General features: G+C 41.1%; 11 protein-coding genes. 2 read left to right on the top strand and 9 right to left on the bottom strand.

Translation table 11 applies throughout. The annotated features are described in order from the left end of the window. Positions 1 to 179: 179 nt before the first annotated feature. The 3 genes from ACM0OX_RS18350 to ACM0OX_RS18340 form a co-directional block, all read right to left on the bottom strand. A complete protein-coding gene (locus tag ACM0OX_RS18350) occupies positions 180 to 968 on the bottom strand; it encodes a peptidylprolyl isomerase (protein ID WP_414516501.1) in 789 nt (262 codons plus the stop codon). 190 nt (positions 969 to 1,158) lie between these two features. Beyond that, positions 1,159 to 2,703: an HlyD family efflux transporter periplasmic adaptor subunit gene (locus ACM0OX_RS18345; RefSeq protein ID WP_414516500.1), complete on the bottom strand. Its 1,545-nt coding sequence runs from the start codon at positions 2,701 to 2,703 to the stop codon at positions 1,159 to 1,161. Positions 2,704 to 2,833: 130 nt separating this feature from the next. Continuing rightward, positions 2,834 to 5,917, bottom strand: coding sequence for a peptidase domain-containing ABC transporter (locus ACM0OX_RS18340; protein WP_414516499.1), 3,084 nt, complete (start codon positions 5,915 to 5,917; stop codon positions 2,834 to 2,836). 1,671 nt (positions 5,918 to 7,588) lie between these two features. Here ACM0OX_RS18340 and ACM0OX_RS18335 point away from each other — a divergent pair. Further along, the gene (locus ACM0OX_RS18335) at positions 7,589 to 7,753 is read left to right on the top strand and encodes a hypothetical protein (protein ID WP_414516498.1); all 165 of its coding nucleotides are present in this window, start codon (positions 7,589 to 7,591) and stop codon (positions 7,751 to 7,753) included. A gap of 424 nt (positions 7,754 to 8,177) precedes the next feature. Then, positions 8,178 to 9,377, top strand: a complete 1,200-nt coding sequence (locus tag ACM0OX_RS18330) for an acyl-CoA dehydrogenase family protein (RefSeq protein ID WP_414516497.1) — start codon at positions 8,178 to 8,180, stop codon at positions 9,375 to 9,377. A 178-nt stretch (positions 9,378 to 9,555) separates the two neighbouring features. Here ACM0OX_RS18330 and ACM0OX_RS18325 read toward each other — a convergent pair whose 3' ends face one another. The 6 genes from ACM0OX_RS18325 to ssuD all read right to left on the bottom strand — a co-directional run bounded on the left by ACM0OX_RS18325 (position 9,556) and on the right by ssuD (position 15,516). Beyond that, entirely contained in the window at positions 9,556 to 10,506 is a 951-nt protein-coding gene (locus ACM0OX_RS18325; RefSeq protein WP_414516496.1) for a D-2-hydroxyacid dehydrogenase, read from the bottom strand. Between the two features lie 218 nt (positions 10,507 to 10,724). Then, positions 10,725 to 11,672, bottom strand: coding sequence for a D-2-hydroxyacid dehydrogenase (locus ACM0OX_RS18320; protein ID WP_414516495.1), 948 nt, complete (start codon positions 11,670 to 11,672; stop codon positions 10,725 to 10,727). Positions 11,673 to 11,795: 123 nt separating this feature from the next. Then, on the bottom strand, positions 11,796 to 12,299 hold the full coding sequence (locus ACM0OX_RS18315; protein ID WP_414516494.1) for an N-acetyltransferase family protein: 504 nt from the start codon (positions 12,297 to 12,299) through the stop codon (positions 11,796 to 11,798). A gap of 255 nt (positions 12,300 to 12,554) precedes the next feature. Next, the gene (locus ACM0OX_RS18310; RefSeq protein WP_414516493.1) at positions 12,555 to 13,325 is read right to left on the bottom strand and encodes an ATP-binding cassette domain-containing protein; all 771 of its coding nucleotides are present in this window, start codon (positions 13,323 to 13,325) and stop codon (positions 12,555 to 12,557) included. 116 nt (positions 13,326 to 13,441) lie between these two features. Further along, positions 13,442 to 14,269, bottom strand: a complete 828-nt coding sequence (ssuC, locus tag ACM0OX_RS18305) for an aliphatic sulfonate ABC transporter permease SsuC (protein WP_414516492.1) — start codon at positions 14,267 to 14,269, stop codon at positions 13,442 to 13,444. A 98-nt stretch (positions 14,270 to 14,367) separates the two neighbouring features. Next, positions 14,368 to 15,516: an FMNH2-dependent alkanesulfonate monooxygenase gene (gene ssuD / locus ACM0OX_RS18300; RefSeq protein WP_414516491.1), complete on the bottom strand. Its 1,149-nt coding sequence runs from the start codon at positions 15,514 to 15,516 to the stop codon at positions 14,368 to 14,370. Positions 15,517 to 15,842: the final 326 nt, after the last annotated feature.

The following is a 15,842-nucleotide window of genomic DNA, read 5'->3' as shown; positions in this document are numbered from 1 at the left end:
TAATTTTTAAATAAAGCAAAAGCAGCACTTTGTAGATATATTCACAAAACACTAAAAAACAAAAGCTATTAAGTTTTAAAGTAAATAAAACCTGTATCTGCAACATTCTTGAAGACTAGAGAAATCTATCCTAAGTTAGGGTAGATACTTAGCGACAAAAACATTTGAAAACTCCTACATTATTTAGTCTTGGTGTATAACATATCTATTAATTCCTCTTGTGAACCGTCTGAGTCTATTTGAGTAACTATTTTCATCGTGGTGATTTGTTGCTTTAACCAATCAGAAAAGGATTCTGTAATGATTTTTTGGCGTAACTGTTCATCTAATTGGGGTTGAATGACTTCTTCCACCCAAATTAAATACACTCCCTTGGGAGTAGTTATCGGTTTGAGAGCTTCTGGTGGTGTAGCAGCAAAGACAGCGGCTGCAATCTCTGGACGAAAATCTTTGCGGTATCGGAGTCCTTTGTATCCATAAGCACGACGGGCTTCTGGTTCTGAGATATATAGACGAGCAATATCTGGAAAATTGATTTCGCCTTCTTCTAGGGCATAAAAAAGCTCTAAAGCCAAGTCTCGATCCTCGAAGACAACTTCGTAGGTAACGGCGGCGATATAATCTAGCTGATGTTCGTAAAAATGCTTTTCCAGTTGATTGGAAAATAGATGATTCGCTAACTTCCGCGAAAGGATGTTGTTGTAGGCTAATTCTTCAAACTGATCCACAGAGAGGTGGTGTTTTTCTAGCCATGACCAGGTGTCTTTAGCTTTGACAAGCTTCTTGGCGAACCTTAAGTTATCTCCTTCTTGCTGTAATTCTTCTGGCGTGACTGTAATTCCTGCCGCTTGAGCTGCTTCGGTAATAATACTTTGCGATGCGATCGCTTCCACAACAGCAGGTATCTGACAGGAGAGTTTCAGACTGTGAATGATATCTGAGGTGGAAATTGTCAGATTGTGGGGCATAACACTATATCTCCAATAATTAAGCGGGATTGGGCATCCCTTCGGCTTCTCTACGTTCGTGCAGCGTGTCAAAGACAGACGCAACGCGTAGCTTGCTTCCCGGCAGGGGTACGCTCAGGGTAAGTGAGCATAGGGCATTGATTATTCCTCCAATCTCCCTTGTCCTATTTCCTGATTCCGATACCTTTAACTACATCTCCAAACCGCCCTTTTTCAGTTTTTTGAACGGATCTAGAACAAAATCAATTACTCGCCGTTGACGAATGATGACTTCAGCATTTGCTGTCTGACCCGCACCTAATGGAATACGTTTGTTGCCATTTTGGACATACTGCTGATCTAAGGTGATTTCTAACTCATAGGTTTCGATATTGCCTTGGGGTGTTTGGCTAACTTTCGAGTCAGGCGAGATCCAAGTAACTTTCCCTGGCACGATGCCATACTCTTGGAAGGGATAGGCATCAAACTTGACTTTTACTGGCATTCCTACCTTCAAGAAACCGCTATCCTGATTAGGCATATTTGCTCTGAGTACGAAGTCTGTTTTCGTGGGTGCAATTTGGGCAATCCTTTGACCGACTTGTACCACCGCTCCTGCCTTAGTGGTGGGTAATTCAAAAATCACCCCATTAATCGGCGATCGCACCACACGCTGCTGAATTTGTACTCTTATAGATGTAAGCTGACTTTTAGTCTGAGCGATTTCTGATTGCGTTGCTGTTATTTGTGACTGTATGTCTTTTAGCTGTTCCTGATTTTTCATTACAGCTAGTTGTCCGGCTTGCGTGGCACTTTTATAACTACTTTGTTCTTCTTGCAGTCGGAGTTTTGCTTGTTTGATATCAGACTCTAACGTTTTGATAGTTACTTGATAATTATTTACCTCTTGGGCTAAACGCAATTCGGCTTGTTTGATATCTGATTGAGACTTTTTATAAAGTCGTTTGCTTTCTTCCTCTTGTTTTTTGCTTTCCTCTAATTGGATTGTCGGAACTGCCTTCTGGTCAACAAGTTGGCTATAACGAGCAACTTGGTTAGAATTTATACTCAAAAGTTTTTTAGCCGATTCTTGATCGTCGCGACTGGTGGTAATTTGCTCCTCTGCTTGCTTAACTAATGATTGTTTTTCTAACTTTTGGAGGTTATAGCTACTCAGTTTGGCATCCAGGTTTTGCTGCACCTGGTTGAGTTGAGCCAATTTTTCTAATTCTTGGGATTTATTTTGTTGTTCTAAAAGACTCGTTGACATTAAGAGTTGATTTTTCAGCAGTTCCAGTTGGGATTGCCGATTTTGTAGCCCTTGCAATTTGCTCTGAACTTGTTGCAGGTCGGTTTGCTGCAACTCAGAATCCAGTTCCAGTAAAACCTGGCCGGCTCTAACTGTATCTCCTTCTTTGACCGTAACTGCTTTGACACTTCCAGCAGCTTGAGCGTCTAATTTTTGAGTTGCGCCTTTAGGTTCTATACGCCCTCTGGCACTACCAGTTTCATCTACTTTCGAGAGAATTGCCCAAGGCAAGAATAGACCAGCAAAGGCAATGAGCGAATACAACAAACCACGAGTCCAAATTCGAGGTAAGGCATTGAGTAGTTTTTCTGTACCGTAGTACAAATCTTGACTTTCATTGTCTGCCTCTGTCTGCTCGTCAAATACCGATTCCTCTTGCTGTTTGTAACCTTGATATTTATCTTGCTCATCTGAGGGAAGTGGGGACGATCTATTGGGATGTGGCATGGTTTTTTTTCCGATAACAGTAGATGGGGAGTAGGGGAGAAATCAATTCAAAATTCAAAATTGTTTGTGTAGAGTCTGTCTGCGACACGCTGCGCGAACGTAAAGAAGAAAAAGACTGCCCAATGCCCCATCAACTAACTTGAGACATCTGTTGTTGATTCAGGTAGTAATAATGACCTTTTTTAGCGATTAATTCGTCGTGGGTACCGCTTTCTACCAAAATACCTTGATCTAAAACCAGGATTAAGTCCGCGTTGCGGACTGTAGAGAGGCGATGGGCAATAATTACACTTGTACGTCCTTTAAGAATTGTTTTGAGGTTGTTTTGAATAATCCGTTCTGATTCTGAATCTAGGTGACTAGTGGCTTCATCAAACAGTAATAACCGAGGATTTCCGAGCAAAGCACGAGCAATAGCTAGGCGTTGGCGCTGTCCACCAGAAAGCATTCCGCCGCTTTCACCAATTTCGGATTCGTAACCTATCGGTAATTTTTGAATAAATTCATCGGCTCCAGCATATTTTGCTGCTTGGATAATTTCTTCTGAAGAAGCATTTGGATTAGCGATCGCAATGTTTTCGCGAACAGTTCCACCAAACAGAAAAGTATCTTGGTCTACAACGCCGATTTGGGAACGGAGCGATCGCATAGATACACTGGTGATATCGTTACCATCAATGAGGATTTTGCCATCTGTCGGTGGGTATAAACCCAAAATCAATTTACTGAGAGTTGTTTTTCCAGAACCGCTGCGTCCTACGACTGCAACCATCTGTTCTGGCTTAATTTCAAAGTTGAGATTTTCTAATACGTTAGTGTCACTTTCTGGGTGATAACGAAAGGTAACATTCTGAAAACAAATGTTACCGCGAAGTTTACCCAATGACTTGCGGGGTTTAGTTTCTAAGTCTTCTTCTGGTTCCGCCTCCAACACATCATTAATACGTTCAGTAGAAATCACGATTTCCTGTAATTCATTCCACAGCAAAGCCAGTCTCTGGAAAGGACTCAAGACATTACCCACCAACATATTGAAAGCAACTAATTGTCCAATAGTTAGTTCGCCATTAATTACCTGGGTCGCTCCATACCACAGCAATGAAGTATTTACAAAGGTGTGGATGACGCCACTGATAATTTGCAAGCGATTGTCAATTATTTGAGCATTAAAATCTTTTTTAATTAAATCATTCAGCAGTTCCTCCCAGCGCCAACGCACTGTCTGTTCAATTGCTAATGAACGGACGGTACGAATTCCGCTTAGGGATTCTATGAGATAGCTTTGTTCTTTGGTAGCTGCATTAAAAATATCTCTGGAAATGCGGCGCAAAATACTTGTGCTGGCCAGCGCCAAGATAAAAAATGGCGGTACAGTACACAGCACGAATAATGCCATTCGCCAGCTATAGGAAAACATCAAAGCCAGATAAACCACTAATGTCAGCATATCCAACACAATGGAGAGTGTCTGACCAGTCAGGAAGTGCTGAATTTTCTGGTTTTCTTGGATGCGCGAGATTATATCCCCAACGAAACGCGACTCGAAATAAGCAAGGGGTAAACGGAAGGTATGTTTGATGAAGCCTACGAGTAAGGCGATACTAATGCGGTTAGCAGTGTGAAATAAGAGATATTGCCGTACACCGTTGACAGCAACACCAAACAACCCAAAAACAATCATTCCCAAACCAATGGCGTTTAAGGTTGGAACGCTGCGTTGCACAAGTACTCTATCGAGCAACAATTGAGTAAATACTGGCGTTACTAACCCAAATAATTGAATGACTATCGAAGCGATGAAAATTTCTATTAGTGTTCGATAGTGAGGTTTGACTAACTCAAAAAATTTCCAGAAGCTTCTACTTTCGTCCTTAGCACTTTTTAGTAGAGCTGTCGGTTGCAGTAACAATGCGTAACCACTCCAACCTGCTTGAAATTCAGCTTTTGTCAGACTGCGTTGACCAAGAGCCGGGTCGCATACAATCACCCGCTTTTTGGTGATTTCATAAACAACAATAAAGTGTTTGCCTTCCCAGTGAGCGATTGCAGGTAAAGGTTGTTCTGCTAATTTATCAAGAGTAGCTTTCACTGGACGGGTGGCAAAACCCAGGTATTCTGCTGTTGCTGCCATAGCCTTTAGGGATGCACCGTTGCGAGTGACATTGGTCATATCCCGTAGGCGATTGATACTAAAATGTTTGCCCCAATAGTTACCAATCATCACCAAGCAAGCAGAGCCACAATCAGCTGCACTTTGTTGGGCATAGAAGGGATAGCTCTTGGTGATGCGTTTCCACCAATGCCCCACTTGTACTTTTGGGCTGGGAAAGTAAAAACGTGATTTTTTTGTTGGCTGTTGTTGTGACTGCTTCTCTCTTTGGGGAAAAGGAATAATTTTAGATTTTGGAGATTGAATTTTTTCTCTAGCACCCAGTCCCCAGTCCTCAGCCTCCAATCCCGTTTCGCTGACGCTCATGGCAAAAGCCCACTCCCCCAACTCCGGGAAGTATTCTAGTGCTGTTTGCATCTGGTCGTTTTTCAGAATGTAAGCAATGGTTGGTTGCGTTGTTTGCCAATCTCCTTGTTTTGGTTGAGCAAAGATTGTACCTGGTGTCAAAGAATCGCCTTCAGAATGCCGCAGTTGACCTTTGTACAATAGCCACAACTGTGAATCTTGGGATATTTGTGGACTTACAGAGCCAGTTTCTAACTGGTGCCGCTCAAACAAAGATAAGGCTTTGAGCATTCCTGAAACTTGTGATGTATGGCGTGGGAATTGTGATACTTGGCGACATAACAACAACAAATCCCAAAGTTCTGCACGGGCAAATAGGCGATCGCGAATGCTAGGATACTTGTCTATTAACCTTTGCAATGCTTCTTGCCTGAAATAGCCAAGTTTTAAGCTTGTCGAAGCTCTCACTACATAAGGACTAAAGTTAGCTTCGGGAAACAAGGTCAATTCACCAAAAACAGACCATGCACCAAAGGTAGTAATTAAATTCTCAGAGCTATCTAATAGTCGGACTTTACCTGTAAGAATAATGTATATACCAGGATTCGCCTGTGCAGATTCCCAGAATTGCTTTGCTGATGGTGGCTCCACAATCTCCATTTCTGCCAAGAAGTTCTCTAATTCTTTTTCTGAAAGTTTTGTATCCAAAGTGTACAAAATTCTTTCACCCACATGTTGCTCAGAAAGCACTGGTGGCATTTTTTAATCTCCACAAAAAAATTTAGTTAGTTATCAGTCGGAATCCAATTCAAAACTTTATTAAAAATATTATTTAATCCCGTATTTTTACCGAGGAAACTCTCAGCTTTACTAGAGTAGAGTTTAGAGAGAAATAGTATGGTAGCAAAGCATCTCTCTTTTACATCTAAGGTATTTTTATTGAGTGGGCAATCTACTTGTTGCAGCCAGTTCTGGATGTGGCAATAACTAGTGGAAATGCCAGAATATCTAGCTAGAGCTTTGTTTCCCGACATTTAGCTTCAAGAGCAACTAACTGCATTGACAGGCTTCACAAAAATAAGGATTGCTCATTTTTGCAATCAGCATTGGTTGTAAGTGATGATTAAGAGGAATTCTTTTCGGAGCATAATTTGCTATATGCAGCAATAGCTATGCAAAGTATTTCATTACTCAATCACAAACTCTCGAAGTTTTTTCTAGTTCGGGACAATCTTATGGCTGAAAGTTAACTTTCAGCCTTTTGAACAAGACCTGAATTGGAAGAATTCTTAAAAGAATGTTTTCAGACATTCCTAACTTTTTAACAGTCTTGTCTTGACTTAAATGGTGTGACATAATTGTAGTTAGAAATTGCATTGAGTCGTAAATTATGTGAAAACGTAATTCATTGCAGTTGTGTGATCAAAGCCTGACAGCAAAAAAACCACAACTACAAATCTGACTAACGTTGTAGTGTTAATCAGAAATTTACACAATGTGCAATTGGATTCCGGCATATTCCCTAGTGCTTTGCGAGTCTAGGGAATAGTCTCCGGGATAGCTTCACCCTTATCGTGCAACCTGGAACAAAAGAAAATTTTGAGTAGGCTACAGGAAACAGAAGACTATAAAAACTATAAAGCTATAAAAGCACATCGTAATTTTTGTTTAAGTAGTATTTTACCAATTAAGCAAAACTCCACTTAAACAAATATTGCTTAAGTTTGCTTGGAGATTCCAGAATGGATCTTTTTCCAGCACTGCTTAGTATCTTTTATGGAGCATCTAGCAAGTTATTTAACGTTTGTATTATACCTCCTATAGTGTAATAAATGCAAGTGACTAAAATCGACTTGCGAACATCATCATATTTACATACAAACATGATATTTACATAATTAGCTTACACTCCTTAGCACTTAAATTTAGATATTTTAGTAGTTTCTTAATGTAAATTTTCTGACAAGTCACCTAATAGATGATTTTTAACAAAAAAAATATATTTCACAACCATTTATACATTAAATCTTTAAATAGCTAGGCTGCATAGCATGATGGTAGCCATAACGGCGACTATTGTTTGCTTAAAGGTGATATTTAAGTTGTTAAAATTAGCTGTGAGGTAAAACACATTAATGTTGTGATCGGGCACACACACTAGTTAACTACGGCAATCTTAGCATTTTTCCTATCAAGGGCATAGCAGCAATACACATTGCAGCTTGATAGAATTTGAGAAATAAGCATCATGTTTAAATGAGCCTATAGTTCAAAAAATGACAATAAATCGCAAATTCGTCTTTTAAAACCTCAGATTGCGATGCGATTAAGTCAAGTAGTAAATGGATAAATTGAATGGTGGTTATAGAGCCAGTGCCCTGACGAAATTGTGACACCATAGATTTGGTTAAATATAGGAAATCATCCATAGTGGTTCTCACTCAGATTAGGTACATCCTCAAAGTTAAAAAATTTATATATGAAGTTCAGTTATACCTCAGTAGCAGAGGAACCGCTATAAAAACAAGCAATATCACCTTGGTTGCGATCGCCAATGGTGCTGGTGTATATTTATCTATTGGAAAATCTACTTGATGAGAAAATTATCCCTGTGTTATCTAGGGATCTTTATATTACTCTCAACAGAGAATATTTAAACGCTTGTTTCTCCGTGCTTGGTTCCAAACGCAAAGATTTAATTTAAATGATAATTAGCTTAAAAGACCAGTAGGGAATTCAGTTCCTAAGCTGTGGGGCGATCGCTGAATTTTCTACTTGACTTGCTCTATGAAACGAGTTTGTGTCATACTTACAAAAACCACTAAATTACTAAATCTCGCTCGATTTTAAGTAGTATTTTCACGAGCGCTAGAAGTAATACAGTCTGGGTAATGAAGATTGGAAATTGAGGGGGGACTGCCGTCATGCGAAAAATTTTGATGTTCCTGCAAACTTGAGATGCTTCCATATTGAAAAACATCTCTGATTTAGTATTACAGTGAATTACGAAGGAGTATTTATGTCACAGTTGGAGCAAGCAGTGCCAGACACCTTTGTAGCCCAAGGCTTAGAAACTCTCCCCAATATTTTCGACCAAGTTGAGGCTCTGGCCAAAGATTTTGCCACCCGTGCAGGGGCACACGATAGAGATGCTTCCTTTCCCTTCGAGAATTTTACAGCTTTGCATGAGGCGGGATTGCTCAACCTCACCATTCCGTGTGAATTCGGTGGCCAGGATTTGGGCTTGGCAACTATCTGCCGGGTGATTGAAGGGATAGCACGTGGCGATGCTTCGACCGCATTAGTACTGACAATGCACTATCTTCAACATGCTCATGCAGCCCGTAGCCGTCGCTGGCATCCAGAAGTATATAAGCGGCTGTGTCGTGAATCAATTGAAGGTATTGCCCTGCTGAATGCTGCCCGTGTTGAACCAGAGTTAGGAACGCCAGCGAGAGGCGGATTACCTGCGACAATTGCCGAACGAACAGCAGAGGGCTGGTGTTTAACAGGACATAAGCAATACACCACAGGCAGTCCTATCCTCAGCTATTTTGTTGTTTGGGCACGGACAACTGAAGATGAACCACAAGTTGGGAATTTTCTGGTTCCGCGCGATCTGCCTGGTTTGCGAATTGTCGAAACCTGGGATCACTTAGGGATGAGAGCTACAGGCAGCCACGATCTCATTTTAGAGAATGTATTAATTCCCTCAGAGTATGCTCTCAATATCAACCCCATATCTGCTGCGCCATCTTTTGATCCGTTGATTTCCACTTGGGGCAGTTTGACAGTGAGTGCTTTATATCTCGGTGTTGCTAGTAGTGCGCGAGACTGGCTTGTTAAATATCTTTGGGAGCGATCGCCTTCTAATCTCCAAGAGCCACTGGCAACTCTGCCACGGTTCCAAACTGCCGTGGGTGAGATAGAAGCACTGCTGTTTGCTAATAATAGATTGATTTATAGTTTGGCTCAAGATATTGACAAGAGCGAATATGAGCCTAACGTAGGATTACAGGCACAGGCTGTTAAATATCTCACCACAACTAACTCGATTCGTGCTGTAGAAATTGCCTTAGAACTAACTGGTAATCCTGGTTTATTAAAGAGAAATCCTTTAGAGCGTCACTACCGTGACGTTTTGTGCAGCCGTATACATACGCCGCAAAATGATGTTATTTGCCAATCTTTAGGAAAGTCGGTGCTGAAAGTTAAGTGATTGGGGAGTGGAGCAGGGGAGTAAGGGAGCAGAGGAGCAGGGGAGCAGAGGAGCAGAGGAGCAGAGGAGCAGAGGAGCAGGGGAGCAAGAGGAGCAGGGGAGCAAGAGGAGCAGAGAAGAAGTTGCAGTAAGTTTTATCCTCTCTACTCCTTTGCCTCTTGTGCCCAATTCCCAATATTTAGTATCCAGCTTGTTTATCTACAACATTCCGTAAAGGCTGACCAGTTTGGTAGCGTTTGAGATTGTCGATAAATAGTTGTGCTATGCGCTCTCTAAGGCGTGGCGAAAGGGCTGAACAATGGGGTGTGATAAAGGCATTCGGTAGCGACCATAAGGGACTTTCTGGCGGCAGAGGTTCGGTTGCAACAGTGTCTAATCCAGCACCTGCAATCCAGCCCTCACGTAGTGCGGTAAGTAATGCGGCTTCATCTACGATCGCACCACGAGCAATGTTAATTAGGTAAGCAGACTGACGCATAGAGCGCAACGCAGCTTCATCGATCGAGCCTTTAGTTTCTGGAGTTAAAGGTGTCGCAATAACTACATAGTCTGCGGCTGGGAGGAGCGATCGCCACTCATCAGCACCCACAACTTTGTCAAAATTCGGTAGGGGATCGGGATGGCGGCGACTACCCCAAACTGTGACTCCAAAGGCTTTAGCACGAGATGCGATCGCTTGACCGATATTTCCTGTGCCGAGAATCAATAAAGTCGCGTCTGCCAACTCTTCGAGAAACACTCCTCTTACCCAAGTGTGTTCATTCTGCAAAGTTTGTAATTTCCGCAGATTCTTGGCGTGATGGAGCATAAATGCCAGTACAAATTCCGAAATTGGAATTGCATGAACCCCTGCACCATTGGTGAGGATGATGTCCTTTTGCAAAAAAGTTGGCGTGAGGATGTGATTCACGCCAGCACTTGGTGACTGTTGCCAACGTAGCGCGGGTGCTGCTGTCAGTACTTTATCAAGGGTAGAGGTTTTCAGGTAAAATCCATTGACATAAATCTCTGCATCACTGGCATCACCATCAAGATTACCTTCACTATCTACCTCCACGACATCTATATTAGATGGTAGGTGTGGTTCTATATCTGCAATGAGATGATCGGGTAAAATTAGTTTCACCATTAGTTACTCCCTATTTCCATTTTGGATTTGGATTTTAGATTGTGCAACCCAATCGGCAGCACCTCTTTATTTTTAATTTTGGCGTTGCATATTTGCGGGATGATTTTGTTTGTTTTGTGGGATGGGCATCTTGCCCGTCCCTTATATTTCGAGGCGGGCAAGATGCCCACCCTACAAGAGTCATTCCTTGATTCAGCAACGCTTTAATTTTTAATTGTTTAGTATCCTGCTTCTTTATCTACTACATTTCGTAACGGCTGACCAGCTTGATAACGCTTTAGATTGTCGATAAATAGAGCTATTGAACGCTGTTTACTCTTAGGTGAATGACCGGAAGTATGAGGGGTGATAAAAATATTAGGAAGTGACCACAAAGGACTTTCTGGTGGTAATGGTTCGGAGTTAAGTGTGTCTAATGCTGCACCTGCAATCCAACCTTCTTTGAGCGCTTTTATTAATGCCGATTCATCGATTACGCCGCCGCGAGCAATATTAATTAGGTAGGCATGATTTGGCAGGGAATGCAATACAGATTCATCAATAAATTCTTTGGTTTCGGGAGTTAGAGGTGTTGCAATAACTACATAATCTACCTCTGGTAGGAGCGATCGCCATTCATCAGCACCCACTACTTTATCAAAGTTTGGTAGCTCTTGGGGATGGCGACGACTGCCAATAATTCTTAAGCCAAAGGGTTTAGCACGGGCGGCAATTTCTTGACCAATACCACCAGCGCCAATAATTAGCAAGGTTGCATCTGTCAATTCTTGGATGGCGAAGCCTCTTTTCCAGTGACGTTCAGCCTGTAAAGCATATAATTCTGGCAGGTGTTTGGCATGAGCCAGTATGTAAGTAATGACAAATTCTGCGATCGGAATTCCATGCACTCCAGCCCCATTTGTGAGGATAATATCTCTTTGCAAATAAGTTGGTGTCAGGATGTGATTCACCCCTGCATTTGGTGCATGATGCCAACGCAATGCTGGTGCTGATTCTAGTATTTTATGCAGTATAGGACTTCTCGATAAAAACCAACTGAAATAAACTTCAGCATCGCTAGCATCCCCATCTAAGTTTCCTTCAACATCTACTCGTACAATCTGTGTATTGGGTGGTAGATGTGGCTCAATGTCAGCAACCAAATCGAGCGGCAAAATGAGCTTCATTGTAGATTACCTCTTGTTTACTTACAAGGCTATGTCTGGAAATTGCCTATGCTTGACAAAAAATTAAGTGCCATTTTTCCTTGGCACAGATTATGATAATATTTAGTAAGATTTCATCGCTGATTATTTAATCTGCAAACACATAAACTCTAGATCAAAATATTGGTTTTTATATTTATACGCTCTTTTCTCTGTTCCATATATTTGAAATCCCAATGATAAATAAAGTGATTTTGCTAAAACATTATTTTTAACAATATCAAGTAATAATATTTCTACCTCGCTAATAGCTTTTGCTCTTTCAATTAATTCATTTATTAATAATTTACCTACACCTTTTCCGCGATATTGTTGTTGAACATACATACTACTAATATATGCTTTATGCCAGAGCTTTATTCTTGATTCTTGGTTAAACGCGACTATTGCAATTAAGTTTTTATCCTCAAAACATCCCAAAATAAAGTTATTATTATCTACTGGAATTTTATCCCGAAATTGTTCTATTGTTTTAATGACTTCTTCTTGATATGTTGTGCCAAATGAATCTGGATTTTTATCTAAAGCTTCTAATCTGATTTGTCTATAATTTTCTGCATCATATTTTGTTAATTTTTTGACAATCATTAGATATTTATGTATTATTTACCTTCAATAAAGCAATATAGATTATTTATTATATTTTAGTTTATCTAGAACGTGAATATAGAAAAATCACCCAAACCAGTATAGAGAAGAGTTGGGAGGTATTTTGATTGTTCATTAATTATTTTTTTATTGCTATAGATAGCTGTTTTTCAAAAGCAGGCTTTAATCTCGAAGTAGCCTATTTACCGCAGCTACCTCAAGTTTAATATTGATTAACTACAAAAAGCTTAAATTTCAACTGCTCAGCTGTAATAGCTGGTTGTTTATCTGAGTATTATCATTACTCATTACTCGTTCTAAAACAGCTTCTCTAATATTAATAAACACTTCGCTACTTCGATCTCGCGGGCGTGAAAGTCTCACAGGTAAATCCATAGAAATCTTTCCTTGATCAATCACTATCACTCGGTCTGCCAACGCCACGGCCTCTTCCACATCGTGAGTAACCAAAAACGCAGTAAACCTTCGCTCTTGCCACAAGTTTTCAATCAAATGCTGCATTTCTTGGCGAGTTAGAGCATCCAATGCTCCCAAAGGTTCATCTAGCAACAACAAACGGGGCTGACTGGCTAATGCTCTGGCCAATGATACCCGTTGCCGTTGTCCTCCAGACAAAACATAAGGCCACTCATCAGCTCTGTCTTTGAGTCCGACTTTATTGAGTACCCACAAAGCTTTTTCACGCCAATTACCTTCTAAGCCCAACCCCACGTTCTGAATAACGCGCTTCCACGGCAGCAAGCGGGGATCTTGAAACATCACTGTTACAGAGCGGCTGAGTTTATGTAGTGGTTCTCCATCCAGGAGTATTCCACCTGAAGTTGCTCTATCTAATCCTGATACAAGACGCAATAAGGTACTCTTACCACAACCACTTCGTCCGACAATAGCAACAAACTCACCTGCTTCAACTTCTAAATTCAGCGAGTTTAAAACAGTTTTATTGCCAAAAGATTTCGTCAAATCCAAAATACTTAGTTGTGTACCCTGTACATTTGAACTCACTTGCAAAACCTCCTTTTGAGAACAATTGGAATTTAATTACTTGATGAGATATTGAAGAAAAGAAACCACATTTAAAATCAAGATTTTTCAATCTATGATTCTAGTGAATTTAGCATTTATGACTTTTGATAATTGGGATTCCAAGCCAAGAATTTTGTTTCTAATCCTCTGGCGACAGCATCTGCTAATTTACCTAGTAGTGCATAGATTACAATACTCAAAACCACAACATCGGTTTGCATAAACTCACGAGCATTCATTGCCATGTAACCAAGACCGGAATCTGCTGCGATCGTTTCTGCCACAATTAGTGTCAGCCACATAATCCCCAACGAAAAACGGACACCAACGAGAATAGAAGATAAAGCTCCTGGAAAAATAATTTGCCACAGAAGTTGTGGTGTTTTTAATCCATAGACTTTCCCCATTTCAATTAGTCCAGGGTCAACACTACGGATACCATGAAATGTATTGAGATATAACGGAAAGAATACCCCCATAGATACTAGAAATAATCTAGCTTGATCGCCAATACCAAACCAGAGAATCACTAGCGGAATTAATGCCAAATTAGGGATGGTACGGAGCATTTGTAAGGAACTATCCAATAACTTTTCTGCGATACGGGAAAAGCCATTGAGCAATCCTAAGCCGAATCCAATACTGCCACCAACTATAAAACCAGATATCGCCCGTCCAGCACTAATTCCTATATGTTGGAACAGTTCTCCAGTTGAGCCAAGTTTAATCGCTGTAGCGATTACACCACTAGGTGCTGGTAAAATCCTGCTTGAAAGTAGGCCAGTTCTAGAAGCAAGTTCCCAAAGAATTAATATGGTGACAGGCACAATCCAAGGAACTATTTTCTCGATTTGCGGGTTGTCTAATACCTCACTCAGGGATATCTTGTTTTTGCTTTTGGTGCTTTTAAAGGTAATAGTCATGGAATTTGGGATTTTAGATTGTTCCAAAGGATGAATCTAGAAGCATCACCAACAAAACTAGTAATTTACTCTTTAATTACAAATTACTAATTATTAGGTTATGAAGCACTTGTGAGTTGTTTCGCAAATTTTCCATTGGCGACGATTTCGCCAACAGAACTCAAGACTGGTGGTGTTAAAGGTGCAGGTTCACTTTGCAAAGGTAGGCGGGGAAATAATAATTCAGCGGTGCGATACGCTTCTTCTAAATGGGGATATCCAGAGAAAACGAATGTTTCTATCCCCAAATTGCGATATTCCAGCATCCTAGCGGCAACGGTGTCAGGATCTCCGACTAAGGCCGTACCAGCACCACCCCGCACCAATCCAATTCCTGTCCAGAGGTTGGGGCTAATCTCTAAGGCTTCTCGACTACCACTATGTAGTTGACTCATGCGCCGCTGTCCTTCAGAATCAGATTGAGCTAAGTCTTTCTGAGCTTTTGCGATCGCATCCTCATCCACATACTTAATTAGCTCATTGGCTGCATCCCAAGCAGCTGACTCGGTTTCTCGCACAATTACATGCAAGCGAATCCCAAAACGGACTGTTCTGCCCTGTTCAGCTGCCAATTTCCTAACTTCGGCAATCTTTTGGGCCACTTGTTGTGGAGGTTCACCCCAAGTCAGGTAAACATCTATATGTTTAGCAGCAACCCGCTTGGCGGCAGCAGATGAGCCACCAAACCACAAAGGTGGATAGGGTTTTTGAACTGGTGGGAATAAGAGTTTACCGCCTTTAATATCCAGGTAGTTTCCTTTAAAATCGACTGTTTCTCCACTGACGATACCCCGCCAAACTCTGAGAAATTCATCGGTTAAATCATAGCGATCGTCATGACTAAGATGCAAGCCATCCCCAGCCAGCTGCACCGGATCTCCACCTGTCACTACATTAATTAACAATCTTCCTTTAGAAATTCGGTCAAATGTTGCTGCCATCCGTGCAGCAACACTTGGGGAAGTAATTCCTGGACGAATTGCCACCAGAAATTTCATCTGCTTGGTGACAGAGATGAAAGCAGCGGCAGTTATCCAAGCATCTTCACAAGAACTCCCTGTGGGTAACAATGCGCCCGTGTAGCCTAAACTATCTACAGCTTGGGCAATTTGTTGTAAATAATCAGGTGTGACAACACGAGAACCAATATCTGTGCCTAAATAGCGTCCGTCATGAGATCCAGTAGGGATAAACCAAAGAATTTGCATTTGTGTCAGGCAGGGTACGAGGGTGTTTTCTACGATAAATCGATCGAATTACCGTAATTTATAGTCAGCATTTTACAGGAAATTATTTAAAACGCCAGTGATAGATTAACGATTCATAAAGAATAACTGCCCACAAGATTGACGTTCTCACGCACAATCCCGATAATCATTACACTTTTTTTGCAACAATAGCTGTCGTGAAGAATACAAGTTTTGTGTCAATTACCCACATTTTTGCGCCTTGTAAGTGTTTACTTCTGGTTTCATTGAGACAGGACTTACGCAACTGGCACAAATAGCGGGCGGGGCTACACCCCGCCACGCAA

The sequence above is a fragment of the Nostoc sp. PCC 9305 genome (genome assembly GCF_963920915.1).
Taxonomy (GTDB): Bacteria; Cyanobacteriota; Cyanobacteriia; order Cyanobacteriales; family Nostocaceae; genus Nostoc.
Note: the sequence above shows the minus strand (reverse complement) of the source record. Positions and strands in the feature narration are given on the sequence as shown.

What these genes read in the sequence shown, in the direction of transcription:
- ssuD (WP_414516491.1), bottom strand. Translation starts at nt 15,516, where the DNA reads ATGCAAATTCTTTGGTTTATCCCTACTGGATCTCATGACGGACGCTAT.
- ACM0OX_RS18330 (WP_414516497.1), top strand. Translation starts at nt 8,178, where the DNA reads ATGTCACAGTTGGAGCAAGCAGTGCCAGACACCTTTGTAGCCCAAGGC.
- ACM0OX_RS18320 (WP_414516495.1), bottom strand. Translation starts at nt 11,672, where the DNA reads ATGAAGCTCATTTTGCCGCTCGATTTGGTTGCTGACATTGAGCCACAT.
- ACM0OX_RS18345 (WP_414516500.1), bottom strand. Translation starts at nt 2,703, where the DNA reads ATGCCACATCCCAATAGATCGTCCCCACTTCCCTCAGATGAGCAAGAT.
- ACM0OX_RS18325 (WP_414516496.1), bottom strand. Translation starts at nt 10,506, where the DNA reads ATGGTGAAACTAATTTTACCCGATCATCTCATTGCAGATATAGAACCA.
- ssuC (WP_414516492.1), bottom strand. Translation starts at nt 14,269, where the DNA reads ATGACTATTACCTTTAAAAGCACCAAAAGCAAAAACAAGATATCCCTG.
- ACM0OX_RS18340 (WP_414516499.1), bottom strand. Translation starts at nt 5,917, where the DNA reads ATGCCACCAGTGCTTTCTGAGCAACATGTGGGTGAAAGAATTTTGTAC.
- ACM0OX_RS18315 (WP_414516494.1), bottom strand. Translation starts at nt 12,299, where the DNA reads ATGATTGTCAAAAAATTAACAAAATATGATGCAGAAAATTATAGACAA.
- ACM0OX_RS18350 (WP_414516501.1), bottom strand. Translation starts at nt 968, where the DNA reads ATGCCCCACAATCTGACAATTTCCACCTCAGATATCATTCACAGTCTG.